General features: G+C 40.1%; 19 protein-coding genes. 16 read left to right on the forward strand and 3 right to left on the reverse strand.

Features of this window, described 5'->3' with window-relative positions; all coding sequences use genetic code 11:
- Window positions 1-213 precede the first annotated feature (213 nt).
- Window positions 214-1,809 carry a S41 family peptidase gene (locus tag U859_RS31200; protein ID WP_162799979.1) on the forward strand — a complete coding sequence of 532 codons (1,596 nt, stop codon included), beginning with the start codon at window positions 214-216 and terminating at the stop codon, window positions 1,807-1,809.
- 95 nt (window positions 1,810-1,904) lie between these two features.
- Here U859_RS31200 and U859_RS0117440 read toward each other — a convergent pair whose 3' ends face one another.
- On the reverse strand, window positions 1,905-2,510 hold the full coding sequence (locus U859_RS0117440; protein ID WP_025144614.1) for a hypothetical protein: 606 nt from the start codon (window positions 2,508-2,510) through the stop codon (window positions 1,905-1,907).
- A gap of 64 nt (window positions 2,511-2,574) precedes the next feature.
- Window positions 2,575-2,808: a hypothetical protein gene (locus tag U859_RS0117445; protein WP_025144615.1), complete on the reverse strand. Its 234-nt coding sequence runs from the start codon at window positions 2,806-2,808 to the stop codon at window positions 2,575-2,577.
- Between the two features lie 107 nt (window positions 2,809-2,915).
- On the opposite strand from U859_RS0117445, the gene U859_RS0117450 reads away from it, so the two are divergent.
- The 9 genes from U859_RS0117450 (at window position 2,916) to U859_RS0117490 (ending at window position 16,820) form a co-directional block, all read left to right on the forward strand.
- Complete coding sequence (locus U859_RS0117450; RefSeq protein ID WP_025144616.1) at window positions 2,916-3,398, forward strand: GNAT family N-acetyltransferase; 483 nt, start codon at window positions 2,916-2,918, stop codon at window positions 3,396-3,398.
- A 127-nt stretch (window positions 3,399-3,525) separates the two neighbouring features.
- Complete coding sequence (locus tag U859_RS0117455; RefSeq protein ID WP_025144617.1) at window positions 3,526-4,530, forward strand: LLM class flavin-dependent oxidoreductase; 1,005 nt, start codon at window positions 3,526-3,528, stop codon at window positions 4,528-4,530.
- A 1,261-nt stretch (window positions 4,531-5,791) separates the two neighbouring features.
- Window positions 5,792-6,355 carry an RNA polymerase sigma factor gene (locus U859_RS0117460; RefSeq protein WP_162799980.1) on the forward strand — a complete coding sequence of 188 codons (564 nt, stop codon included), beginning with the start codon at window positions 5,792-5,794 and terminating at the stop codon, window positions 6,353-6,355.
- A 63-nt stretch (window positions 6,356-6,418) separates the two neighbouring features.
- Complete coding sequence (locus U859_RS31205; RefSeq protein WP_025144619.1) at window positions 6,419-7,366, forward strand: FecR family protein; 948 nt, start codon at window positions 6,419-6,421, stop codon at window positions 7,364-7,366.
- Between the two features lie 238 nt (window positions 7,367-7,604).
- Window positions 7,605-10,835, forward strand: coding sequence for a SusC/RagA family TonB-linked outer membrane protein (locus U859_RS0117470; protein WP_025144620.1), 3,231 nt, complete (start codon window positions 7,605-7,607; stop codon window positions 10,833-10,835).
- An 11-nt stretch (window positions 10,836-10,846) separates the two neighbouring features.
- Window positions 10,847-12,370 (forward strand): RagB/SusD family nutrient uptake outer membrane protein, encoded by a 1,524-nt coding sequence (locus tag U859_RS0117475; protein ID WP_025144621.1) that lies wholly within the window; start codon window positions 10,847-10,849, stop codon window positions 12,368-12,370.
- Window positions 12,364-14,229, forward strand: coding sequence for an alkaline phosphatase (locus U859_RS0117480; RefSeq protein WP_025144622.1), 1,866 nt, complete (start codon window positions 12,364-12,366; stop codon window positions 14,227-14,229). The genes U859_RS0117475 and U859_RS0117480 overlap by 7 nt, the downstream gene beginning before the upstream one ends.
- 114 nt (window positions 14,230-14,343) lie before the next feature.
- Entirely contained in the window at window positions 14,344-15,246 is a 903-nt protein-coding gene (locus tag U859_RS0117485) for a metallophosphoesterase family protein (protein WP_025144623.1), read from the forward strand.
- 278 nt (window positions 15,247-15,524) lie between these two features.
- Window positions 15,525-16,820 carry an esterase-like activity of phytase family protein gene (locus U859_RS0117490; protein ID WP_025144624.1) on the forward strand — a complete coding sequence of 432 codons (1,296 nt, stop codon included), beginning with the start codon at window positions 15,525-15,527 and terminating at the stop codon, window positions 16,818-16,820.
- 107 nt (window positions 16,821-16,927) lie between these two features.
- On the opposite strand, the gene U859_RS0117495 is transcribed toward U859_RS0117490, so the two are convergent.
- Window positions 16,928-19,342, reverse strand: coding sequence for an outer membrane beta-barrel family protein (locus tag U859_RS0117495; RefSeq protein ID WP_025144625.1), 2,415 nt, complete (start codon window positions 19,340-19,342; stop codon window positions 16,928-16,930).
- 206 nt (window positions 19,343-19,548) lie between these two features.
- Between U859_RS0117495 and U859_RS0117505 the strand changes: the two genes are divergently transcribed.
- The 6 genes from U859_RS0117505 (at window position 19,549) to U859_RS0117535 (ending at window position 26,706) form a co-directional block, all read left to right on the forward strand.
- A complete protein-coding gene (locus U859_RS0117505) occupies window positions 19,549-20,556 on the forward strand; it encodes a sensor histidine kinase (protein WP_025144627.1) in 1,008 nt (335 codons plus the stop codon).
- A 152-nt stretch (window positions 20,557-20,708) separates the two neighbouring features.
- A complete protein-coding gene (locus U859_RS0117510) occupies window positions 20,709-21,443 on the forward strand; it encodes a LytR/AlgR family response regulator transcription factor (RefSeq protein WP_025144628.1) in 735 nt (244 codons plus the stop codon).
- A 202-nt stretch (window positions 21,444-21,645) separates the two neighbouring features.
- On the forward strand, window positions 21,646-22,119 hold the full coding sequence (locus tag U859_RS0117515) for a nucleoside triphosphate pyrophosphohydrolase family protein (protein WP_025144629.1): 474 nt from the start codon (window positions 21,646-21,648) through the stop codon (window positions 22,117-22,119).
- An 18-nt stretch (window positions 22,120-22,137) separates the two neighbouring features.
- Complete coding sequence (locus U859_RS0117520) at window positions 22,138-22,998, forward strand: alpha/beta fold hydrolase (RefSeq protein ID WP_025144630.1); 861 nt, start codon at window positions 22,138-22,140, stop codon at window positions 22,996-22,998.
- Window positions 22,999-23,461: 463 nt separating this feature from the next.
- Window positions 23,462-24,556: an L-rhamnose/proton symporter RhaT gene (rhaT, locus tag U859_RS0117530; RefSeq protein ID WP_025144632.1), complete on the forward strand. Its 1,095-nt coding sequence runs from the start codon at window positions 23,462-23,464 to the stop codon at window positions 24,554-24,556.
- 29 nt (window positions 24,557-24,585) lie between these two features.
- Complete coding sequence (locus U859_RS0117535; RefSeq protein ID WP_025144633.1) at window positions 24,586-26,706, forward strand: bifunctional rhamnulose-1-phosphate aldolase/short-chain dehydrogenase; 2,121 nt, start codon at window positions 24,586-24,588, stop codon at window positions 26,704-26,706.
- The last annotated feature ends 71 nt before the right edge of the window (window positions 26,707-26,777 follow it).

Consider the following 26,777-nt stretch of genomic DNA (forward strand, 5'->3'; position numbering starts at 1 on the left):
GGGGCGTGGAGACTGAATTTTTTTATGATTTTTTAACATTATTAGCTTAGAATAAAGTAATTTAATCGATAGATTTACGTAGTTGGACGGTACATCTACCTTTCTTCACAATATTTTGATTTAAATTTAGTTAATTGGTTAATAATTTTATTTCTGAACAACTTAACCATTAGCCAACACGTATATATACCATATATAATGCTACAAAAATCTATGAGAAATAACAGATTTACCCACCTGCTAGTGCTGGGTGTTTTTGCTTTGGGTATAATTTCAGCCTGCAAAAAAAGCAGCATTACACCTGATGAACCGGTTACTCCAACCACCCCAAGTGGAACACGTACCGAACTGACTAAGGATTCGATCTTTTTATACGGTAAAGAATTGTATTACTGGAATACTTCATTGCCAACTTACGAAGCATTTAACCCTCGTGCATTTAGCTCAAATGAAGCAGAACTTTATGCCATGACGCAATATTCTTCTGATCCATCAACTGGCAAACCTTACGAATATGTTAGCAATTCTACCGAGCCGAAATATTCGTTTTTTGATTATACCGCCGCTACCTCAGGTAAAACTGGTGCACTTAAAGCGGATGTAAACGGCTCGGCTAACGATTATGGCTTTTCTGTAAGGTACAATACCACCGAAGATTTAAGGGTGAAATATGTTTATGCCAATTCGCCTGCTGCCCAGCAGGGTTTAACACGCGGCTGTAGGATAACGAGTGTAAACGGCAGAACGAACTTAAGCTATAGTAGTTCCAATATAGTCGACTTTTTAAACAGTGCCATTTTTGGGACCAACCCAAGCGTAACCTTAGCATTTAATGATTTGAGTGGTAATCCGAAAACCGCCGTTATTATAAGTGCAAACTATACGGTTAATCCCATTTTGTATACCAATATTTATACCGTTGGAGCTAAAAAAGTAGGTTATATTGTTTTTAACAGTTTTACCAATAATGCTTCTGCAGCTTTAAATGCTGCCTTTTCTAATTTTGCTACGCAAGGCGTAACCGAACTTGTTGTAGATTTACGTTATAATGGTGGCGGATATGTATCTACGGCAACGCAGATCATTAATTTAGCAGCTCCGGCAGCACAAACAGGTAATACCATGTTTACCTCTTATTATAACAGTTATCTGCAATCAATTACTACTGCACAAAGGAAAGCTTCTGTTCTGGCCCATCAGCCCCTTTTAGATGATGCGGGAAAACTGCAGACATTTACCACTGGGGTGAATGGAAAATATGCTACTTATGCTGATTTAAACTACTCGCCAACTGCCGCAGATAATATTGAAAAATTTGCGAAATCAGGTTCATTGGCCTTAAACAGGATTTATTTTCTGGTTACAGGGTCAACGGCATCAGCTAGTGAGCTTACCATTAACAGTTTAAAGCCGGTGATGGATGTAAAGCTGATCGGCACTACAACTTATGGCAAGCCCGTTGGTTTTTTTCCAATCAGGATTGATAAGGTAGATATGTATATCCCTGAATTTGAAACTAAAAACCAAAACGGTGTTGGCGGTTATTACTCAGGTTTAACTGTTGATAAAGAATCATCAGAAGATTTAACAAAAGCTTTTGGAGATGAAACTGAAACCATGCTGGCTTATGCACTGGCTTATGCAAAAACAGGTACTTTTGTAATTCCCGCAGCAAAAACGTCAAGTTTGAGTACATCAACAGTGACTACAGCTGCAAAATTATCGACAGCAGAAATGAAATCAGCAGACAAGCGGTTGGATCAGAATGAATTTAAAGGCATGGTGATGACGCCGAGGAAAAGATTTTAATAAAATTTCCAGCAAAAAAGCCCGATCAACTTAAATGTGTTGACCGGGCTTTCTTGCTTTTAAGGGATTGCACATCCCTACAAACGTTTAAGAAGCTACAATAAAATTTTACTGCTAATGTCTTTATTGATGGTAATGTAACCCGGATACTTTACTGGTGTATTGCCCAGCATAAATGTTGGTTTAATTTTAATGGTTAATAAACCCAGTTTTTCATCTTTAGAAGATGATCCTTTTTGCGCCGCTTTAATGATGTCATTAAAAACATTTCCGTTTGATATCAGTCCATAAATATTGCTTACCAATTGTACCGGTACAGTTACGGTTTGGCCTTGTGCAATGCTTACATTCTGGTTAACCAACCCTTCTGCTAAATCGGTATTATTTACCAAAATCTTATATTCGAACTGGTTGATGGCGGCCAAACTGCTTGATGGATTGGTAATTTCTAAGTTTAAATTAGCCCTTAACGGGATATCTTTTCTTAATAAGCCCAAAGCCACACCTGGTAAACTGGTTAAGCTAAAACTCTGCTGATCCATTAATTTTTTTACATCTGTACCCGCAATAGAGATATTTTGTACGTTGGTAATCTTATAAGTGCAATTTTCGAGTGCCTTTATTTGTTGCGCCTGTTTATTAATGCCGCAACCAAATACGGTTGTTACAGTAAGCAGGCAAATCATTAGTGTGTTTTTCATGTTAATCATAACGCCAAAATACTAAAACTATTTCAGCTGGGTGGCTGCTTTAACGAAAATTAACTTAGGGCGCCGGTGTAATGGTTTCTATCTCATCCTGATTATTTTCACCTTTATCTTCTTTGCCGTCAACATCTGCTTTGGCATCCTCATTTTTGTTTTCTTCGACATGATCTTCATCCTTAACTTCTTTTTCTGTAGATGGAGTTACCGTTTCTATGTCTAGTTGTACATCATCAGTAGGCTTTGGATGGTTGCCTGTATTTTCCTGTGGTGTTTTTTCTTGCTCGTTTTCCATGATATGAATCTGTTTTATAATAATAAATCAATTCTGGGTGTATTTTGTTTGCTATTTTTTACAATGCACCTCTCTCATTTTTTAACTTTACAAAAAAATAAAACAATATGGCCGTTACCATTAGAAAGATAGCAGCAGCAGACAATAAAGCTACAGCAGAGATGATCAGAACGATTTTAAGGGAATTTAAGATCGATAGACCCGGTACGGTTTATACCGACCCAACAACTGATGATCTCTCTACACTTTTTGAACATCCGGGATCGGCCTATTGGCTTGCAGAAGAAGATGGAGTGATTATTGGTGGCTGCGGCATTTACCCAACTGAAGGTTTGCCCGATGGTTGCGTAGAACTTGTAAAACTATACACTTCTGCGGCCTCGCGGGGAAAAGGCATTGGCAAGCTGTTAATGGAAAAAAGCATCGAATCGGCGCAGCATTTTGGTTACAACGAAGTATATTTAGAATCGTTTCCAGAGCTTACCACGGCTATTTCTATGTACGAAAAAGCTGGATTTAAAAAACTTTCTGCTCCATTGGGCAATTCAGGACATTTTGCCTGTAATGTTTGGATGTTATTGGTATTGTAGCCGATTGGATTAGGAAATTTAATCGCAACGTAAGTTTAGTGTAGGTTAAACGTCATATCAATTGCAATCATCCAAACTTGGCACGAATAAGGATATTTTTGCAGCATAGATTTTATCCCCTTAGTTTATGGCTGATCATTCATTAAAAAATATACCTTACTCTGTTCTTGATCTCGCAACTGTTTTAGACGGTTATACCGCAGCTGATACTTTTAAGACAAGTCTGGATTTAGCCCAACAATCAGAAAATTTAGGTTATACCCGTTATTGGTTTGCAGAGCACCATAATATGGCAGGTGTGGCCAGTTCGGCTACCGCAATACTCATTGGTTACATTGCTGGTGGCACAAAAAGCATCCGAGTAGGTTCTGGTGGTATTATGTTGCCCAATCATGCGCCTTTAATTGTGGCAGAACAGTTTGGTACTTTGGCTTCACTTTATCCTAACCGTATCGATTTGGGCTTGGGCAGGGCACCGGGCACCGATCAGGTTACGGCAATGGCCATCCGTGGTGAAAATTTTAATGCGGCACATAACTTTCCAAAAGATATAGAAAAATTACAACAGCTTTTTTCGGCTTCAAATAGCCGGGCGAGTGTAAGGGCTATTCCGGGTGAAGGACTGGATATTCCGATCTGGGTTTTGGGTTCAAGTACCGATAGTGCCCGTTTAGCGGCAGAAAAAGGCTTACCTTATGCTTTTGCCAGTCATTTTGCACCAACCTATTTCGAACACGCCATTTCTATTTACCGGAACAATTTTAAACCCTCCGCATTTTTACAGGAACCTTATGTAATGGCCTGTGTAAATGTGGTAGCTGCTGATACCGATGAAGAAGCAGAACGTTTATCGAGTTCGGTAAAACGCATGTTTTTAGGTGTAATTACAGGCAAAAGAGAGTTATTGAAAGAGCCGGTAGATGATATTAACCAATATTGGGACCGCATGGAAAAAGAAGCGGTAGAACAGATGTTGTATTATTCTTTTATCGGCAGTGGAGAAACAGTTAAAGAAAATTTAACCGCTTTTGTAGAAACTTACGGCGTGAATGAGATTATGAGTACTTCACATATTTACGATCACCAGGCTAAATTGCATTCTAATAAAATTTTTGCGGGGTTGTTTGGGTAAAGGCTAAGTCGTCATTGCTGATTACAATTACCCAATTGTCGTCATTTCGAGCGGACCCGATAGCTATCGGGTGAACGGAGTCGAGATGATGGTGCTTTTTTTGTTCCCGCAGATATCGCTGATGAACGCAGAATAAAGTCCGTTTTCCATCTTACATTTTCCAATATTAACCACAGTGTTCACAGAGGAATACAGCATTCTTACCAATATAAGTTCTGCGATAATCTTCTTAAATCTGCGGGAAACAAATCACCTATTTTTTCTCGCAGGTATCGCTGATGTGCGCAGAATAAAGTCCGTTTTCCATCTTACATTTTCCAATATTAACCACAGTGTTCACAGAGGAATACAGCATTCTTACCAATATAAGTTCTGCGATAATCTTCTTAAATCTGCGGGAAACAAATCACCTATTTTTTCTCGCAGGTATTGCTGATGTGCGCAGAATAAAGTCCGTTTTCCATCTTACATTTTCCAATATTAATCACAGTGTTCATAGAGGAATACAGCATACTTACCAATATAAGTTCTGCGGCAATCTTCTTAAATCTGCGGGAAACCGATCGCCTATTTTTTTTCGCAGGTATCGCTGATGTACGCAGAATAAAGTCCGTTTTCCATCTTACATTTTCCAATATTAACCACAGTGTTCACAGAGGAATACAGCATTCTTACCAATATAAGTTCTGCGATAATCTTCTTGAATCTGCGGGAAACAAATCACCTATTTTTTCTCGCAGGTATCGCTGATGTGCGCAGAATAAAGTCCGTTTTCCATCTTACATTTTCCAATATTAACCACAGTATTCACAGAGGAATACAGCATTCTTACCAATATAAGTTCTGCGATAATCTTCTTAAATCTGCGGGAAACAAATCACCTATTTTTTCTCGCAGGTATCGCTGATGTGCGCAGAATAAAGTCCGTTTTTCATCTTACATTTTCCATTATTGACAAAAGCGTTCACAGAGAAATGCAGCGTTTACCAATATAAGTTCTGCGATAATCTTCTTAAATCTGCGGGAAACAAATCGCCTATTTTTTCTCGCAGGTATCGCTGATGTGCGCAGAATCAAGTCCGTTTTCCACTTACATTTTCCAATATTAACCACAGTGTTCATAGAGGAATACAGCATTCTTACTAATATAATTTCTGCGGCAATCTTTAAATCTGCGGGAAACAAATCACCTACTCTTTAAGATTTATTAATACTAAGGGAATATTGGGCTGCTAGCTTTGCTGCGAAAAAGCAGCATCCCTTGAGCGAAACTTTACTTTCATCTTTACAGTGCGGAAGCCATCAGGCGATGGAAGAAATCTACCGGGTTTATTGGGAGGGTATTTTTGACGCTGCACTTAAAAAAACAGGAGACGAGGCCCTTGCGCAGGATATCACCCAGGAGATTTTCATTTCACTGTGGGAAAACCATAAAACGATTAACCTTTCCGGAAGTCTTGGCGCTTACCTGCATGGCGCGGTAAAATATAAAGTAATCAATTATTTTAGGTCGGGCAGTTATAAGGAGCAGCACCAACCTGCACTTACGGCCTTGATGGACGAGCAACATAGCGCTGCTGCAGATGATAAACTCCTGTTAAAGGAACTACACCTCGAAGTAGATGCCGCCATCGCACTCTTACCAGAAAAAATGCAGCAGGTATTTTCGATGAGCAGAAAACAGGAAAAATCAATCAAAGAAATCGCTTCAGAACTGGACATTTCTGTTCAAACGGTAAAAAACCAGATTTCTGCTGCTTTAAAACTCCTCAAAAAAAGTCTATCCTACATCCTGTTAATTGCCGCTTTGATCGGCTTAACATAAAGTTAATTTATAGATAACATTTTTGGTTAGTACCTCTTTGCTTTTCAACTGACATGTATTTAAATGACAGAAGAACAGGCAAAGGAACTGCTGCAGAAATACCTCGATCAGCAGGCTAGTCCCGAAGAACAAAAAAAAGTTGAAGAGTGGTATGCCACACTCCCGGCAAAAGATGTGGAATTAACGGCCGATCAAAAAGCTGTGATAGGAGAACAAATGTTTGTTCAGCTTAAGGCAACGATGTACGAAAAGCCAAAACGCAATAAGGTATTAAAGCTTCAAACTTTTTATAAGATAGCCGCTGCGGTACTGATTATGGTTACGCTTGGACTAATGGTATGGAAAATCAGCAGTCCGGTAAAACCTGTCGGTAATCAGGTTACCGTAGTTACGGGAGCAACAGAACGGAAACGTATCACTTTATCCGATGGTTCGGTAGTATTGCTTGGCCCGGCTGCAAAATTAAGTTATCCCAAAGTATTTGCTGCAAGCAGCCGCCAGATTTCATTAAAAGAGGGTGAAGCTTTTTTTGATGTCGCCCACCAGGAAAAACGACCATTTACGGTACATACCACTTCCGGGATCGATATTAAAGTTTTAGGTACTTCTTTCAAAGTTAAATCTTACCAGGCCAGTAAACAGCTCGAAGTTGCTGTAGTTACGGGTAAAGTTGCCGTTAGCAATCAAAAAGGTAATCTGGGGACGCTGGTTAAGGACGAGTTTTTAACTTATGATAAAAGCGCCGAACGTGCTGCCATCCGCAAAATCAAACCGGTTGCTTTTATTGAGTTTGCTTTTGATGGCACAACACTCGATCAGGTCATCAGCAAACTCCAATATGCTTATAGTATTAAAATTTTGCTGAACGACAGCACTTTGGCCAAACTTAAAACCACTGCTTCTTTCAGTAGCAAACAATCGCCCGAAGAGATTTTGGATATCATCTGCAGTCTGCATCACCTGAAGTTCAACGGATCAAAAAATCATAAAACATTTAATATATACAAATGAGATAAGGATATGATATAGAAATTATCTACGGTACCGGTTAGACCGGTTGCCGCAATCTTTCTTTCTGGCCTTAAGGTCAGCATAATTAAAGCTTTACAAAAAACAAAATCAAACAAATTAAGCAATGAAAACAACCTCCGCTAAGAGGACACCAGCTCTTTATAAGATCATGAAATACTCATGTTTAACATTTACAATTCTCTGCATTTTTTGCAGCTCTATCCTCGCTTCGGCAGGTATGGCGCAAAAGTTAGAGAAAACCACGGTTAGCATTACGATAAACAAAGGCCGTAAGATGACCGAGATCATCAAAGAAATTGAATCGCGCACGGGGCTTAGCTTTGTGTATAATCCAGATCAGTTACAGCAAAAAAATATGTTTGTAAGTGGCGATTTCACTACAGAACCTGTTAGGTCGCTTTTAGACAGGCTTGGCTTACAGGTTTTGGAAAAGGGCGGATACGTGATTTTAAATAACGCGGTGATGAACAAACCGGACCGGATCATCACCGGGGTAGTAAGAGATACTACAGGTTTGGTGTTACCGGGCGTTTCGGTAAAAGTATTGGGTACACAAAGTGGTACCATAACCGATGGAAACGGTGCTTACCGCATTGAAGTTGGTGCCGATGCCGTGCTTTCCCTCTCGATGATCGGTTATCAGACCAAAGAAGTAAAAGTAGGCGAAAACCAGGTGATTAATATGGTTTTAAAAGAAGAACGCTCCATGCTTGCTGATGTAGTGGTTGTTGGTTACGGTACACAGAAAAAAGAAACGTTAACCGGAGCGATCAGCATTGTTGGCCTGGATAAACTTTCTTCCCGTTCGTTAAACAGTGTAGGTGAAGTACTTGCCGGAAAAACCCCTGGTGTAATTGTAACCAATGAAGGTGGCGACCCAACTTCTACACCACGCATTAATATTAGAGGTGCCGGAGGTATAAATGGAGAAAGTGTGCTGTACGTAATCGATGGATCAATTTTTTCGGGCACGCCACAGCTTAATCCCAACGATATCGAATCCATTTCGGTGCTAAAAGATGGATCGGCAGCGATTTATGGAGCGAGAGCTTCGGGAGGTGTAATATTAATTACCACCAAAAAAGGCAAAAGCGGCAAAATGCAGATCAGTTTTGATGCCAAAGTTGGGCAACAGAGCGCATGGAAAAAACTAGAATCCCTAAATGCACAGCAACGTTCGCAGGTGGCAGCAACAGCGGCCAAAAATGGGGGAACTACGATTTTGCCTTCCTTTGATGCCGCAAAATACCCTGACGGACAGATTACGCGCACCAACTGGATGGATGAAGTGTTTAGAGATGGGTTATTACAGGATTACAATGCTGCTATAAACGGCGGTAGCGAGAAATCGAATTATTACCTAAGTTTCAACTACCGTAATGCGGAAGGTATTGTATTAAATACCAAAACCAAACGATACAATTTCAGGATTAATACCGAACACGAGGTTACCAATTGGTTAAAGGTTGGCGAAAACCTATCGTATAGCAGCACCAACGGAAACGGTGCCAACACCAGCAGCGATTATACAGGTGCTTTACTTTCTGCAATTTATTACCCAACTAATGGTACAGCTTATAATGCCGATGGCAGTTTTGCCGGTTTGCCAGGTCCATATCCCGGAGATTATGGCGATATTGTTAACCCTGTTGCTGAGTTGAAGCGTATCGATATCAATAACCCTATAAATGTGCTGGTAATTAATCCTTACGCCAATATTAAACTGGCCAAAGGTTTAACCTTTAGGTCTAACTTAAGCATCACCAAAACAGATGCTTCATTTAAAAGCTTTACCCCTAAAAGACCTGAGGTAGGAAAACCAGTATTAAGCAATAGTTTGCAGGAAAGTAGTAACCGTAATAATGATTTCCTAACAGAGCAGGTATTAAATTACAAAACTACCTTTGGTAACCATCAGCTCGATGTTACCGGAGGTTATTCATTCCAAAAAACACAATACAGAAGTCTGTTTGCTTCAGGATCTGGTTTTGATGATGAATCGCCACAGTACAGGTATTTAATGAATGCCACAGTTATACAGCCTTCTTCGAGCACTTATATTGCACAGGCGCTTTCTTCATTGTTTCTGAGGGCGAACTACAACTATCGCGAAAAATATCTGGTATCGTTAATCGGCCGTCGTGATGGATCATCGTTACTCACCAAAAATAACAGGACCAGGAATTATGGTTCGGCTTCAGTTGGATGGGTAATGAGCAAAGAAGATTTTCTTAAAGATGTAAGTTGGTTAAATGAACTGAAATTAAGGGGCAGTTATGGCTTTTTGGGTAATTTGGCCTCGCTTACTACCGATGCGGTTAATCCATTATTAACGCCAACGCAAAGTTATTTCGGGCAAACGCCAACTTTGCAGAATGGTTATGTACAAAACGTTTTGGCCAATCCTAATATCGCATGGGCAGAATCAAAACAAACCAACGTTGGTGTTGATGTAGCGGTATTGGGAAGGATAAATCTTTCTGCAGATTATTTTATCAAAGAAATCGATAAAATGATCCTAACCAGAACATTGCCCGGAACGGCAGGTTTAAATACTCAAATCATTAATGCAGGTAAGGTAAAAGATAAAGGCATTGAGTTAGGGTTAACTTACAACAGTGATAAAAATGCAGCTTTCACCTACTCGGTAAACGCTACTTTAACTAAAATAAACAACAAAATAGAAGAACTTATACCAGGTATAGAAAACCAGGTTGTATCTACCAATTTCCGGAATGAGGTTGCTCCCCTTACCAATAGGGTTGGGCAATCGCTTTACAGCTATTATGTGTTGAAAACTGATGGTATTTTCCAGAGTCAGGCAGAAGCTGATAACTACAAGAATGCGAAAGGAACCAAGATTCAGCCGAATGCAAAAGCGGGCGATTTTAAATTCGTAGATATCAATGGTGATGGATCAATTGATAGTAAAGACCGTTATTTCGCCGGTAGTGCTTACCCTGATTTCTCTTATGGGTTAAGCTTTAATGTCAGCTATAAAAACTTCGACTTCAATATTTTTGCGCAAGGTGTACAGGGTAATAAATTGTTTAATGCGGTAAAACGTACTACCTATAGTGCTAGTGGGCCATCTTACAATAAACTGGTTGGTATTCTTGACGCCTGGTCGCCGGAAAATCCAGGAGGTAAAGTGCCGATTATTTCGACCAGCGATGCCAACGGAAACTTTGCAGCTTCTGATTTTTATGTAGAAGATGGTTCTTACCTGCGCATCCGTAATGTAACCCTGGGTTACAGTTTGCCAAAATCTATAGCCAGTAAATTAAAAACCGGAGGAGTAAGAATTTATGCCACAGCAAACAACCTTTTTACCATTACTAAATATTCAGGCTTTGATCCGGAGATCGGAATGGACAACAACGGAGTGGATGTTGGGCGTTATCCGCAGGCACGAAGTTTTATCCTTGGTTTAAGTGTAAATCTATAATCACAACAACAATGAAAAAGAATTTTAAATATATCGCATTTGCAGCACTTGCTGTTTTTTCTTCATGTACAAAAGAACTTGATATCGTACCTGAAGGTTCTCCGTCAGCACAAAATTTCTGGAAAACAAAAGAAGACGCGTTAAAAGCCGAAGGCGGGATGTACGAAAACTACAATGCTGAAGACTTTTACGGTCGTGGTATGTTCTGGTTTATCAATGCCAGCGATGATATGGTTACCGGCCGTAACAAGCCGGAGGCCGATAACATTAAAAACTTTAACCGTACCTATGTGGGCGGTGGCTATACCGAAACACAGTGGAGCATGCGTTATGCTATTATCAAACGCGCCAACGATATCATTATCAATGTGCCAAAGATCAATATGGATGAAAGTTTAAAGAAACAGATCATTGGTGATGCTTACTTTAATGCCGGTTTGGTGTATTTCCAACTGGCAGCAAACTATGGAAATGATAAAGCAGGTGTGCCAATTGTTACTCCGGAGACCGATGCTTCTCAGCCAGTTGCCCGTGCAAAAAATGTAAATGAAAATTACGATTACATCATTTCACTTTTATTAAAAGCAGCTGATAACCTTCCGTTGTTTTCGGCGATGAAAGCTGCAGATTATGGTAAAGCACATAAAACTGCGGCCTGGGCTTATTTATCTAAAGTGTACCTGTACAAAAAAGATTATGCCAACGCTGCAAAATATGCCGATATGGTAATCAGTTCTGGTCAGCATGATTTGGTTAATACTGGCTTTGCTGATGTTTTTAAAGCTTCAAATAACTGGTCTAAAGAGTATATTTGGTCGGTAGTTTGTACGCCAAGTGGCGGCGGTACCGGCTGGGGAAGTAAACTTCCTGGCGTAATGTTAACCAACAAAGCATGGGGTATTTACAACGGATGGGGTTATTACCTGCCAACTAAAGAACTTTATGATTCTTACGAAGCAGGCGATCAACGCAGGGAAGCTACTATTTTAAAACCTGGCGATAAATTTATGTTCTTTGGTGCGGAGCGCAGCTTTACCAAAGATGCAGGGGCAACTTCAAACTACCAGTTTAAAAAATACATGGAGCCTTTTTCTTATGCCAATCCTATTCCAGCTCACGTTAACCCTAACGGTGATAATGGAACAACTGATTTGAACGTGCCTTTAATGCGTTATGCAGAAGTATTGTTAATTAAAGCAGAAGCAGCCATTAATTTAAGCGGTGCAGGTGCCGGCGATACCGAACTGAATAAAATCAGGGTACGTGCAGGCCTGGGTACTAAATCGGGGATGACCATTGACGACCTTAAACGCGAACGCCGCAATGAACTGGCAGGCGAGTGGGCTGACCGTCACCGCGATCTGGTAAGATGGGGCGATGCACAAGCCACTTATGCCAAACCATTGCACGATTTTGATGGAAGCGTGATCTGGCCGGCAAGAACTTTCAATCCACAGGTGCATGATGTTTGGGCAGTGCCACAAAGAGAAATCGATAACAGTGCGGGCGTAATTAAACAAAATCCAGGATGGTAAAAAAAATAGGGATAAACTTTGCAGCGCTGGCCTTTGTGATGGGGCTGCAAAGTGCATCTGCCCAGGTTAAGCTGAGTGCAAACCGTGGGCACAGTCATAACGATTATAAGCAGGAGATTCCGCTTTTAACGGCCTATTATGCAGAAATGGGATCCATTGAGGCCGATGTATTTTTAAAGGATGGCGAATTATATGTAGCGCATGAGGCTTCAGAAATCAGGTCGGGTTTTACACTTAAAAAAATATACCTCGATCCGCTTGCGCAGTTTTTTAAAGCAAAAGGAAACCATCCTTATAGAAATGCAGCTTTAAAACTGCAATTGGTGGTTGATGTAAAAGAAGATTACAAGCATGTGTTACCAGTATTGCTAAAAGAACTCGAAACTTATGCCGAGGTTTTCGATGCAAAAAAGAATGCCAATGCCATAAAAGTAGTGATTAGTGGCGATATGCCTGTTCCTGCCGATTTTAAAAATTACGATGAGCAATTATCTTTCGATGGCAGGCCGACAACCACTTATACTGATACACAATTAACACGGGTGGCGATGATCAGTGATGATTTGAAAAACCATACCGTATGGAATGGAAAGGGAAACCCAACCAAAACCGACGAGGTGAAAATGAGGACTGCGATCAATAATGCTCACCAAAAAGGAAAACCTTTCAGGTTCTGGGCTACACAGGATAGTCCAAACACCTGGATTGTGCTCGAAAGGCTTGGTGCAGACTGGATCAATACTGATAAACCGACCAAACTGAAGGATTTTTATCTTCATCAGGATAAACTCAGTTATACTAATCCAAAACCTTACACGCCCTATACCCCGACATATAAATCAGACGGACAAAATAAAGCACCTAAAAACGTTATTCTGCTAATTGGTGATGGAATGGGACTGGCCGCAATCCACGCCGGACTGATTGCCAACCACGGCGACCTGAATATGGCGAGGTTCCGTAACATTGGTTTTTCTGAAACCGCTGCGGCTGATGCCGGAAATACCGATTCGGCTGCAGGTGGAAGCGCTATGGCAATCGGTTATAAAACCAATAACCGTTACATCGGAATGGGACCTGATGACCAGAACAAAACCAATCTGGTTGATACTTTGTCCGGTTTCGGGATCAAAAGTGGCATCATTAGTTCAGGCGATCTAACCGATGCAACACCGGCGGTATTCTATGCCCATCAGCTCGACCGCTCTTACAACGGAGCAATTGCGAATGATCTGTTAAGCAGCAAAGCCGAAGTTTTAGTCGGTTCTAACCGTAAAGCTTTCGAGCAGAATAAGAACAGCAACCTTTTGTCAGAACTTAAAAGCAAAGGCTTTCAGATCACAAACAGTTTAGCTGATTTTGAAAAGCAATATAATGGCAAACAGCTGGTTTTATTGGACGATTCGGCTACCCGACCTGCAATAAAAGGCCGTGGCGATATGCTGAAAAAATCGTTATTGCATACCATTCAGGTCTTATCTAAAAATAAGCATGGTTTCTTTATCATGGCTGAAGGTGCACAGATTGATTATGGAGGTCATGCCAACGATTTGCCTTATCTCGTTACCGAATTACACGATTTCGACCGGACCATTGCTGAAGCACTCCGTTTTGCTGATCAGGATGGCGAAACACTGGTGATCGTAACTGCCGATCACGAAACAGGTGGATTAACGCTTTTAGATGGTGCCGCCGAAAAAGGAATGGTAAGGGGCGAATTTAGCACCAATGATCATACAGGCATTATGGTTCCGGTTTTTGCTTATGGTCCTGGTTCTCAAAATTTCAACGGCATTTATCAAAATAACCAGATTTTTCATAAAATCATCAAAGCTTATCGCTCGGTAAAAGCTCAATAAATTTAATAAACCAAACAATCTCTGTAGCGGTGCCTGTATAATGCAGCGCCGCTTTTTTCTTAATGTTAACGCAACATTGCAATGCTAATTTTGAAACCAATTAGAGAAAACCTGATGGAAAGAAGATCTGCACTCAAAAATATAGGCGGCCTGTTTTTGCTGCCAACCTTATCAAAAGTTTCGTTACCGGCTGAGAAAAATCCTGTTTTAAGGGTGGCGCACATTACTGATGTTCACCTGAAGAATCAATTTAATGCTCCTGCCAGATTTGTCAAGTGTTTGCATCACTTACAGGCACAATCGCCAAAAGTAGACCTGATTTTAAACGGTGGAGACATCGTTTTCGATATGAACAAAGAGAATATCGGCACTATAAACGATCAATGGAAACTGGTGCAGGAAACCATGAAAAACGAATGTGGTATCCCGGTGCGTTATTGTTTGGGTAACCACGATATCTGGTGGAATGAGGCTAGCAAAGGCGAGGTTTATTATGGTAAAAAATATGCCATGGATAAATTGCAGCTGGTTAAACCTTATTACAGCTTGGTACAAAACGGCTGGAAAATTATCGTATTGGATAGTACACACCTTGATATCGATAATACCTGGTACATCGGTAAATTGGGCGATGAACAGTTAAACTGGCTAAAAATCGAATTGGAAGGCACCAGTAAAACGATGCCAATCATGGTAATGTCGCACATTCCGATCCTTACTGCTTTGTTGATGATAGAAGATGATATTGTAAACAAGTGGACCATGCTGGGTGGCGATATGCATACCGATACAGCAAAAATCATTAACCTTTTTTACCAGCACCCCAACGTAAAACTGTGTTTAAGCGGCCATTTGCACATGCGCGATAAAGTGGTTTATAACGGCGTTACTTACCTCTGCAATGGTGCCGTATCCGGTGCATGGTGGGAGGGGAACAGAAGAGAAACCGCACCAGGTTATGGTTTGATCGATTTGTATGAGGATGGCAGTTTTGAAGAGAAGTATGTGAATTATTAAATGATGGAAATTTTCAAGATTCGTCATCCCCGTGCAGACGGGGATCTTAATGCAAATAAGGCATGGTAATGGCATTAAGATTCCCAATCGGGTTGGGAATGACGCCCGCATTTGAATTTACTAACAACCTCTTAATGCCCTTAACTTCTTAATGGTCGAAAGCAATTAAAATAATAATTACTTTTTACGATTGTCTAACCTAGTGCGGAAAACTATTCTTGTTATTCCCTTAACATTGCTTTCATATTTAGATCCTTGCTTTGTTCAAAAAAGAATAAATGAAAAGAGATCTACTCACCCTGATAGCCGCCGCATCTATCGGTATGGTATCGTGCAAAAAGAACCATGATGAAACACCAGCAGAATTTACTTACCCTGCAATGGCCGAAGTTTCTGATCCTTCGATACTTTTTACCACAACTGCAGGTGTAAAAGTATATAACGGTGGTTTCGGTTCGGCTGTAGCTGCTGATCCCAATTCGCCGGATGTTTTTTACATGATGACCGATAGGGGATCGAATGTTGCCGGGCAGCTGGTCAATTCCATCATCATCGGAAAACCGGATTTTGATCCGCAGATTGGAAAATTCAGGTTAAAAGATGGCAAATTGGTACTTGAGCAAACGATAGAACTAAAAAATGCCTCAGGTGGTAAATTAAACGGATTACCTAATCCTGCGGGAATGGGTGCTTCTGGAGAAATTGCCTACGATTTAAACGGGCAGGTAATTACGCCAAGTGCTGATGGCATCGACTCAGAAGGTTTGGTAAGGGCTGCTGACGGATCGTTCTGGATCAGCGATGAATATGGACCACACATTGTACACGTTGATGCAACAGGAAAAACTATAGAACGGATTAACCCATTTGGAACGGGAACCGGCGGACGTAAAATCCCGGCGGTATTTGCAAACAGAAGAGCAAACCGTGGGATGGAAGGCTTAGCCATTACGCCAGATGGAAAAACTTTGGTGGGCATGATGCAATCGCCGATGTACAATCCTTCAAAAAGTGCAGTAACCAATTCGGTTGTATTAAGAATCCTAACTTTTGATATTGCTACAGGTGCAACCAAACAATATGCCTATTTAATGGATAATGTAAGCCTTACAGGTGTGAGTGATATTGTTGCCGTAAATAGTACTACCTTTTTAACCATTGAGCGTGATGGTTTATATGGCGGTGCAGCAAGCAATCCTGCTACATTTAAAAAAGTTTTTAAAATCGACATCAGCGGCGCTACCGATATTTCTGATGCCAATAACGGCGCAACGGGTAAACTTTATGGTGGTAAAACGGTTGAAGAATTGAACAATGCAGCAGGCTTAAGCGGAGCAGGCATTACACCGGTAAGCAAAACGGTTGTTTTAGACCTTTTAAAAGATCTTCCATCTGTTTATCCGCACGATAAAGCAGAAGGTTTAGCCTTGTTGCCAGGTAATATTTTGGTGATATCTAACGATGATGATTTTGGTGTAGTAGATAATGGCGCAAGTGGTTTTGCCCAGAAAATTTTGCCTTTAACCAATTCGGTAGATCGAAACCGCTTGTATTTTGTGAAAATTAAGCTTTAGGATATTTGGAGCGGTCGTCATTCCCAACCCGATTGGGAATCTTAATGCAAAACGCTTTAAGATTCCCGCCTGCGCGGGAATGACGCCATTACCAAACTTATCTCATTCTAATTCTTCCCAACCCTGTTCTCTTCATCACTTGTTCCTGTTCTTCTGCTGCGGGCAGTTTTAATTTTCATGTTCCCGAATTTATAAGTGAAACTCAGGTTTACCCTCCGGCTTTCCCATTCGTTTTTCCAATAGGTTTTAATGTTGTTATACTCCAGGTTTGCCCTAAATGCACTGGTGTTAAATACATCGTTAACTTTTAAGGCCAATGTGGCATTCTTATTCCAGAAGGTTTTCTTCGCGCCGATATTAAGCTGATAACTTCCTAAACTGCGGAACAGACCTGAAACTGAAGGAGAATCGTAATAAGCATAGGCTGATAAACTATAGTTTTTAGGCAAAGTAATGGTGTTATCAGTCATTATAGACCAGTTCCACGAGAAGGCATTATAACCATTTCCCTGTACAGCCGATTCGGTGCGGTTAAATCCTGCTGAAACTTCAGTACTGTTATTCCACCATTTGGTTACATCAAAAGGACTTCCGGTTGCCATGTAAAAGTTGGTGGTGCGGCTCAGGTTTTCTGGTCGCGAGATGCTTTCTTTAGTCGCATCGTTTTGATAAACCACTTCCCATATCGATCCATTATTAACTGAATAGCTCAACGTTAATACCCTGAAATTTTTAATCGAGTAGTTAAATTCAAAGCTGTTGGCGTAGGAGGGCTGTAAAAACGGGTTCCCCTGTAAGGCAGTATAAGGATCGCTATAAAAAGTAAATGGATTTAAACTACTGTACGATGGGCGGTTAATGCTTTTGCGGTAGGCAGCCGTAATCAGGTTGTTCGAATCGAGTTTTAAAGAAATAAAAAGTGTTGGAAAAAGCTTCCAGTATTTTCTGTCGATCAGCGTATTCGTTCCCGATGAACTGCCATTTCCCAAAGTCTGCTCCGCACGTAAGCCTGCTTTGATCTGCAAATTTTTAAAGCTTTGATCTAATGAAAGATAACCTGCATTAATGTTTTCGTTGTATAAAAATAAGTTCGTCCTTCTTGGATCGGTGATCCAGCCGGCGGTTTTCAGCGAATCGAAACGTACATCACTTTCCGATTTTACCCAGCTGCTTTTCCAACCGGTTTCCATTTTTAGTGTTTTATTAAAGTTCAGGGTATAATCGGCCTTGATTGAATAAATGGATACTTTACCCATCCCATTATTGCGAAGATCGATCGGAGTACCAATAAGCTGGTCGTTGGCATCAAGGTAATTATTGGTAAAAGTTTCGTTTCTGCTATTGTCGTAACGCACATAATCGGCATCAAATCCTAGCTCGCCTCCCAATGTATCGGTTTTTAAACGGTAATTTAAATTAATAGCGTGATTTTTTTCGGTATTGCTCTGCGGATTGTACATACTCGTTCCACCCATTTTTGCCCCGGCAGCATTATAGTTTACCGAGTTGCTATTTACCTTGGTTTCTTCAGGAGCGGTATAACCCTTTACCATAATGCCCAGGGTATTTTTATCATCAATAAAATAATCTGCACCTGTAGAATAATTTAAGCTATTGGTAATCGGATGCCAAAAATTAAGCTGGTTATATTGTTCTTCCCCGATGGTTCGGTTTAGTGTTAGCCTGTTGTAAGAGTTATAATGACCTGCATTTAAGCGCAGATAAGTACTCACTTTACCAATATTGTAATTAAGGTTGGTGCCACCAAAAGCTTTCTCATAACGGCCATAGCCTCCGCCAAGGTTCATATTGCCATTAAAGCCCTGCATTTTGTTCCTTTTCAGTTTAATATTGATGATCCCGGCCGTTCCAGCTGCATCAAATGAAGAAGGTGGGTTAGAAATCAGTTCTATTTTGCTTAATACCGATCCTGGTAACGATTTTAAGTAAGTGGTTAATTCCATACCCGTCATGTAACTCAATTTACCATCAATCATTACATTAATGCCTTTTTTACCTTTAAGTACGATGTTATCATCCTTATCCAGTTTTACACCCGGCGACCTGCTGATCACTTCCAGTGCATTATCGCCTGCCGTATTCATTTGCTCTACATTGACCACCACACGGTCGGCTTTTTGATCAATAACCGGCATTTTAGATATAATATTTACCTCCTTAAGGTTTTGTGAGCGATCAGTTAACACAATTGCAGGTACTTTAACCGCCATATCTTTTACTTCGAAAGGTGCAGATTGGCTTTTATCATAACCCATCATCAGCGCTTTAATTAAATATTGGCCTGGTTTTACCTGGCTAAATTCGTAAAGTCCCTGTTGGTTAGTAGCCTGTAGCGCAACCGAAGCAGAATCGGGCAGGTGGATCAGGGCTACAGAAGCATAATCTAGTGCTTTATTGCTTTTATCGGTAACTGTTCCTGATATTTTGGTGTTTTGAGCAAAAACTGTTTTAATACCGAAAAGGAAGAGGAAAAAAATGGTAGGTTTTATTAAGCGGTTCATCTTATGTTTGTTTTAATTGATGTTTCAAAGATGAAAAGCCTGCCTCAGCCTAAAAATTATATAATCCCAACCCCTTAAAATATTATCCCAATGCATTTTTTGGTTATAAATGGCGTTAATCCTTAAAAAAGATAGGTTGGGATAATTATTTGCAGGTTTGGCATAAGAAAATAGGCCATTAAAAAAGCTTTGTATAGTTTTAGGGCATGAAAACAATAAAAACCATTTCCATCCATATTCTTTGCTGGGTACTCGTATTGGGCTATTTTTATGGTGGCTATTTAATTGATGGCACAACATTTACTAAAGCTGCTTTTAGTATCTCTATGAATTTTATACAATTGATAGAATTCTACATCTGTTATTTATGGGTATATCCGAGATTTTTAAAAAAGCATAAAATACCACAGTTAATCGGGGGTATCTTATTTACCATAGCCGTATTTATTGCACTGAGGTATTTAATAGAGGAAGTGCTTTATTTAAAATGGTTTGGTTTTCATAATTATGATGATGGTGTAACTACCTGGGCTTACATTTCAGATAATATTTATTGGAGCATTGCCTTTATTGTGGCGCCGGCTGCTGTTTATGGGATTGAGCAGAGTTTTAAATCGGAGCAGGTAAACCGGAAACTTAAAGAAGAAGTAGTAAAAGCAGAGCTGTCGTTTTTGAAATCGCAAATCAACCCACATTTTTTATATAATACCTTAAATTATGTATATTCTCTGGCCATTCCTGTTTCGGATAAACTGGCCAATGCCGTTTTACGCTTGTCTGATCTGATGCGTTATACTTTGAACGATAGTCCGGATGGTAAAGTGAGTTTAGATAAAGAAGTAGAATACCTGGAAAGTTACGTTGAGCTATTTAAAATGCGTTTCGAGCCAAAATTTTATGTCGACTTTGTAACCGAAGGCATCAGTGATCAAAAAATAGCCTCACTTATATTGATTCCTTTTGTTGAAAATGCCTTTAAACATGGCGTGGTAAATGATGAAGCACAACCCGTTCGCATTAAACTAAAAGTACAGCATAAACGTTTAAGTTTTGAAGTGAGCAACAAGATCAGCCATGCACAGAAAGACCATTCGAGTGGTATTGGGATGATAAATATTCATCGGAGGTTAGATCTGATTTATCCTGACAGGCATGAACTATTGATTTCTAACAATGGCAATACCTATAAAAGCACTTTGATTTTAAATCTCTAATGGATAATTTGTATTATTAAGGAGAAAGCAAAAATATTGTCATCCTGAGCCTGTCGAAGGGCAAATATTTTTATTTTCGATGAATGAGAAGTCTTCGACAAGCTCAGACTGACAATTATATTTAATAAACTATTTACCCCTAAACGCCTACTATGATCCGTTGCCTTGCTGTTGATGATGAATCTTATGCTTCAGATATTATTGCTGCCTTTATCAATAAAACCCCTTTTTTAGAATTAGTGGGCACCACAACCAATGCTTTTGAAGCGCTTAATCTGGTGCAGGAAGGTAAGGTAGATCTGGTGTTTCTGGATATTCAGATGCCCGAGCTAACAGGGATCCAGTTTTTAAAAATCTGTGGGGGTAAATGTAAAGTGATCCTCACCACAGCCTATCCCGAATATGCTTTAGAAGGTTTTGATCTCGATGTGGTAGATTATCTCCTTAAACCAATTTCTTACGAGCGTTTTTACAAAGCCGCCACCAAGGCCCAGCAGATTTTATCGCCTGTAACCCCTGTTCAGCAGGAAGTTATTTTGCAAAAGCCCGCCCAGGGCAATGACTTCATTTTCATTAAAGGCGATACCAAGAATAAATTTATCAAGGTTAATTACGAAGAAATCCTCTATGTTGAAGGATTGAAAAATTACGTTTCGGTATATACCGCTACACAGCGGATCATTACCTACCAATCGTTACGTGAGCTGGAAACCGAATTGCCACAACCGCCTTTTTACCGCATCCATAAGTCATACATCATCTCGCTGGAAAAAATTAAAATGATCGATGGAAATACCGTTTTTATCAATGATCAGGCCATTCCAATCGGTGAAACGTATAAAGAAGAGTTTTTTAAAGTGGTAAGGGAAGGGAAAAAGAATGGTTAATTGTTTAGAGTTGGTTAACTGGTTAATTGAGGAATAATTAAAAATTGTTGAATTGTTAAATTGCTGGGATTCATCTTCAGTTAACCAGTTTCAACAGTTAACCGATTAACCCAACTAACGATTAACCAACCTTGTGAATAAATTCTCCCCAATATTTCTATCGATTTTTTTAAGTTTGTTGCTTAAAGATTAAAATCAAAAAATGGCCGTACAAGAAACCAATTCGCTAAATCAGGTTGCAGAATTTCACACTACCTTTAAACATCCTATACTCGAAAATCCGGTTATTCCTTCAAAACAAAGGGCTAATCTGCGCATCTCGCTTTTGGCTGAAGAATTGAAAGAATTACAGGAAGCAGTAGAAAATGATGATCTGGTAGAAGTGGCCGATGCCCTTTGCGATCTACAATATGTCTTGGCCGGTGCCATCCACGAATTTGGCCTGGGCGGAAAATTTAAGACCTTATTTGATGAAGTTCACCGCTCTAACATGAGTAAAGCCTGCAAAACAGTAGAAGAGGCTGAACAAACGATCCAGTTTTATTTAGATAAAGATCAGACCGAATCTTATTACAAAGAAATTGATGGATTATTTTTGGTATTCAGAAAATCTGACGACAAGACGTTAAAATCAATCAATTATTCTCCGGCCGATTTAAAATCGCATTTAGTTTAACCCATAAATAAGCTCGAATTGAAAAGATTAAAACAGATTGCAAACGAGCTGAAATTAACACAGGCAAATCCTGATGCAGCTTTAATGCGTGAGTTTATTTTTTACTCGCCCAAAATGCCTTTGCGCCTGCATCAGGAACAGCTTATTGCCGAATCCAAACAGTTTAGCCTTAAAGTTTTTGATACTTATTTTACCAATGCCGAATTAAGCATTAATTGCTTCAGTTGGGGCAATGGAAAGCGAAAAGTACTGCTTACGCATGGATGGGCGTCAAAAGCTTTAGACTTTTACGAACTGATTGTTGAACTGCGTAAAATAGAAGATCTGGAGATCATTGCTTTTGATGCACCTGGTAATGGAAGCTCAATCTCTGAGTTTTCTAACCTGATGTTGTATGCCGATTCGGTAAAATCTATTGCTTTAAATTATGCACAGCCAGATGTATTAATCGGGCATTCGCTGGGCGGCATGGCCAATGTAATTGCGCTGCAAGAACTGGGAATAACTCCCAATCTGCTCATCAGCATTGCCCCGTTGATCCGTTTGAAAGAGAATTTTGAGCAGAGCTTAGACTCGGTAAGCATCGGAGCTAAACACCAGGATATTTTCTTTGAAAATTTTGCAAAAGAGTTCCCCGTTTCAGCAAGTCACTTTAACCTTACTGAGCTATATCAGCTGAATCCGGATATTGATCATTTCCTGGCTTTCGATCCTGCCGATCACATTTCTCCATATCCGTTTCTAAAAGAATTTTTAGATAAATATCCTGCAATAAACGCAAAAGAATACGAAGAGGTAGGGCATTATAAAATCCTCAAATCTGCTGATGTAATTGAAGATATTTTGCAAAAAATATCGTCGTTGGGAACTGAAGCATAGAAATAGCAGAAGCGCATTAAGCAATCTCCTTAGAAAAATCGTCATTGCGAGAAGGCTTTTTCAGCCGACGAAGCAATCTTTTTCGCATTGAGATTGCTTCATGCTTCGCAATGACGATCCTTTTAATTTTAAATCTATCAGTAAACCTTACGTGTCCTTCGGTGGTCAAACAAAAAAATGAAGTGATATTATTTTCCATAGAAAGCGTTGTCAACTTCAATAGCAAATACGCCAGAAAGTTGACAACGCCGATTCTATTCGCTTGATATTCGATAAGTGTCAGATGGTAACATCTAACACCACGCAAAATATCTCCGTGCTAATCCGCGTCTCCGTGGCATTTTATTAAAAATATCTGTGTTTATCCTTTCCATCTGTGGTTAAAGTCTACATCCATAACAGTGCATAACAGTTAAAGTTGATGCAAATTCTATTTTAGGGCAACCAAATATTAAATTAGAGCATGCAAGCAATTTTAGGTGTAATTTTTCATTTCTTCGGTGGTTTCGCCTCCGGAAGTTTCTATATTCCATACAAAAAAGTTAAAGGCTGGGCCTGGGAAAGCTATTGGATTGTTGGTGGGATATTCTCCTGGTTAATCGTTCCGCCCCTTGCTGCTTTTTTAACTGTTCCCAATTTTGGTGCCATTATCAGCAGTACCAATGGTGGTATTTTATGGCTCACCTATTTCTTTGGCATCCTATGGGGTATCGGTGGTTTAACTTATGGCCTGGGTGTTCGTTACCTGGGTGTATCATTGGGTAGCAGTATCATTTTAGGACTGTGTATGGTGTTGGGATCGATCCTTCCATCCATTTATTTCGATTTTTTTCCTCAGGCAGGTAAAGATACTTTTAGCATGTTTTTGCATACCGATTGGGGCCGCATGGTATTACTGGGGCTTCTGGTATGCGTTTTTGGGATTATCATCTGTGGTAAGGCAGGCATGATGAAAGAAAAGGAAATGAAAACTGGAATTACCGACCCACATGGTATGGAGGTAAAAACAGAATTTAAATTCGGTCTTGGGTTGTTTGTGGGGATTGTTTCAGGCGTATTAAGTGCCTGTTTTAACTTCGGTATCGAAGCCGGAAAACCTATGGCCGACGCTGCAAACGCCATCTGGAAAGCTGCAAATCCTGCAGAAAATGGAAATTTCCTCTTCCAGAATAACGTTACCTATATCATCGTACTTTGGGGTGGTTTAACTACTAATTTTATCTGGTGTATGGTACTGAACGCACGCAATAAAACATTTGGCGATTATACCAATGCAAAAACGCCATTGTTAAAAAACTATATTTTTTCTGCACTGGCAGGTACTACCTGGTTTTTGCAGTTCTTTTTTTATGGTATGGGAGAAAGTAAAATGGGCAACGGTGCCAGTTCGTGGATCTTACACATGGCTTTTATCATTTTGATCGCCAATGTATGGGGACTCGTGTTGAAAGAGTGGAAAGGGGTATCCAAAAAAACCTTATTTACTGTTTTGGCGGGTATTCTAACCATCATCATTTCGGTACTCATTGTAGGTTATGGTAATTCAATAAAAGGTTAATAAATAAAAAATTTAAATAGAATATAAGAATGTCAATCGATACGAAAAGTTATAAGCACGTAAGCTATCTGTGGGATGAAGAAGAGGCCGCAAAACTGGCTGGTGATGAAGTAGCCCTCTTAATTTATCGCTCTAATTTATTGGGTGCAGATTTACGCTTAACCAATTATGGGGGTGGAAATACCTCATGTAAAGTATTGGAAAAAGATCCGCTTACGGGTTTGGAAACCGAAGTAATGTGGGTAAAAGGTTCGGGTGGCGATTTAGGCACTTTAAAGAAAAGTGGCCTTGCTGCATTATATGTTGACCGTTTACGTAGTCTGAAAAATATTTACCGTGGAGTAGAGCATGAAGATGAAATGGTTGAATTGTTTAACCACTGCATTTTCGATTTAAGCTCTAAAGCACCATCAATTGATACACCTTTGCATGGTTTCTTACCATTTGCGCATATCGATCACTTGCATCCAGATGCGGCAATTGCAATCGCAGCGGCTAAAGACGGTAAAAAAATTACCGAAGAATTATTCGGTGGAACAATTGGCTGGGTAGAATGGAAAAAACCAGGTTTCGAACTGGGATTGCAATTAAAGCAGTGTTTAGATGAAAATCCGGGCATCCGTGGTATTATGTTGGGTTCACATGGTTTGTTTACCTGGGGCAATACCGCTTACGAAAGTTACCTCAATACTTTAGAAGTAATTGAAATCTGTTCTGATTACCTGAATCAGAATTATGGTAAAAAAGGTCCTGTTTTTGGCGGACAGAAAATAGAAAGTGCAGCTGCAGATCAGCGTAAAAAGCAAGCAGCCGCAATAGCGCCTGTTTTACGTGGGTTGTGTTCTTCTAAACAGCACATGATCGGTCATTTTACCGATGATAGCCGTGTTTTAGAATTCATTAATTCTAACGATTTAGATCGCCTTGCGCCAATGGGAACGAGCTGTCCTGATCACTTTTTGAGAACTAAAATCAGTCCGCTGGTTTTAACACTAGAAAGTAATGCCGATTTATCAGATGTTAAAGCGCTAAAAGAAACATTAGCGCCTGCCTTTGAAGATTATAGGGCAATGTACACCGCTTATTACGAAGCTTGTAAACATCCAAACAGTCCGGCTATCCGTGATACCAATCCAGTGGTGATCTTGTACCCTGGTATCGGTATGTTTACTTTCTCTAAAGATAAGCAGACGGCAAGGGTTGCAGCAGAATTCTACATCAATGCCATTAATGTAATGAAAGGCGCTGAAGCGGTTTCTGAATATACTTCATTACCGCACCAGGAAGCTTTTAATATCGAATATTGGTTGTTGGAAGAAGCGAAATTACAGCGCATGCCGAAACCAAAACCATTAACTGGTAAAATTGCCCTCATTACAGGCAGCGCCGGTGGTATTGGTAAAGCAATTGCCAAGAAATTTGTTGCCGAAGGCGGTGTGGTGATTTTAAACGACATGAACGCCGAGCGTTTGGAAGAAGCAGGTAAAGAGTTTGCAGGCCAGTTTGGTAAAGATTCTTACAGTACCGCTATATTGAATGTAACCAGCGAAGCAGATATTAAAGCCGCTTTCGATTCGGCCGCCCTGGCTTTTGGCGGGGTAGATATTGTAGTAAACAATGCAGGTTTATCAATCTCTAAAACCATTGCTGATCATACCGAAAAGGATTGGGATTTATTATATGATGTGTTGGTAAAAGGTCAGTTTTTTATTACCCAGGCTGCAACAAATACGATGCAAAAGCAGGATATTGGTGGCGATATCATTAATATTGTAAGTAAGAATGCCCTGGTAAGCGGACCAAATAATGCCGGTTATGGCAGTGCAAAAGCGGCTCAGTTACATTTAAGCAGGTTAAACGCTGCCGAACTGGGTGCCGATAATATCCGTGTAAACGTAGTTAATCCAGATGCCGTAATCAGTGATAGCAATATCTGGGCAGGTGGCTGGGCAGAAGGCCGCGCAAAAGCTTATGGTATTACCGTTGCAGAGCTACCAGCTTATTACGCAAAACGTACTTTGTTGAACCAGATTATATTACCGGACGATATTGCCAATGCCTGTTTCGCCTTTGTAGGTGGCTTGTTGCACAAATCAACTGGAAATGTTTTAAATGTAGACGGCGGGGTAGCCATGGCATTTGTAAGATAACATAAATCCTCGGCCTGTGTCCTCACAGCCTGAAACAGATAATTAAATTAGTGGTCTGTGGGGACACAGAC

The organism is Pedobacter jeongneungensis (assembly GCF_000633455.1).
In the GTDB taxonomy this organism is placed as follows: domain Bacteria; phylum Bacteroidota; class Bacteroidia; order Sphingobacteriales; family Sphingobacteriaceae; genus Pedobacter; species Pedobacter jeongneungensis_A.

Coding starts and splice junctions, on each gene's coding strand:
- U859_RS0117480 (WP_025144622.1), top strand. CDS start 12,364: ATGGTAAAAAAAATAGGGATAAACTTTGCAGCGCTGGCCTTTGTGATG.
- U859_RS0117505 (WP_025144627.1), top strand. CDS start 19,549: ATGAAAACAATAAAAACCATTTCCATCCATATTCTTTGCTGGGTACTC.
- U859_RS0117450 (WP_025144616.1), top strand. CDS start 2,916: ATGGCCGTTACCATTAGAAAGATAGCAGCAGCAGACAATAAAGCTACA.
- U859_RS0117510 (WP_025144628.1), top strand. CDS start 20,709: ATGATCCGTTGCCTTGCTGTTGATGATGAATCTTATGCTTCAGATATT.
- U859_RS31200 (WP_162799979.1), top strand. CDS start 214: ATGAGAAATAACAGATTTACCCACCTGCTAGTGCTGGGTGTTTTTGCT.
- U859_RS0117455 (WP_025144617.1), top strand. CDS start 3,526: ATGGCTGATCATTCATTAAAAAATATACCTTACTCTGTTCTTGATCTC.
- U859_RS31205 (WP_025144619.1), top strand. CDS start 6,419: ATGACAGAAGAACAGGCAAAGGAACTGCTGCAGAAATACCTCGATCAG.
- U859_RS0117485 (WP_025144623.1), top strand. CDS start 14,344: ATGGAAAGAAGATCTGCACTCAAAAATATAGGCGGCCTGTTTTTGCTG.
- U859_RS0117495 (WP_025144625.1), bottom strand. CDS start 19,342: ATGAACCGCTTAATAAAACCTACCATTTTTTTCCTCTTCCTTTTCGGT.
- U859_RS0117515 (WP_025144629.1), top strand. CDS start 21,646: ATGGCCGTACAAGAAACCAATTCGCTAAATCAGGTTGCAGAATTTCAC.
- U859_RS0117440 (WP_025144614.1), bottom strand. CDS start 2,510: ATGAAAAACACACTAATGATTTGCCTGCTTACTGTAACAACCGTATTT.
- U859_RS0117535 (WP_025144633.1), top strand. CDS start 24,586: ATGTCAATCGATACGAAAAGTTATAAGCACGTAAGCTATCTGTGGGAT.
- U859_RS0117445 (WP_025144615.1), bottom strand. CDS start 2,808: ATGGAAAACGAGCAAGAAAAAACACCACAGGAAAATACAGGCAACCAT.
- U859_RS0117470 (WP_025144620.1), top strand. CDS start 7,605: ATGGCGCAAAAGTTAGAGAAAACCACGGTTAGCATTACGATAAACAAA.
- U859_RS0117490 (WP_025144624.1), top strand. CDS start 15,525: ATGAAAAGAGATCTACTCACCCTGATAGCCGCCGCATCTATCGGTATG.
- U859_RS0117475 (WP_025144621.1), top strand. CDS start 10,847: ATGAAAAAGAATTTTAAATATATCGCATTTGCAGCACTTGCTGTTTTT.
- rhaT (WP_025144632.1), top strand. CDS start 23,462: ATGCAAGCAATTTTAGGTGTAATTTTTCATTTCTTCGGTGGTTTCGCC.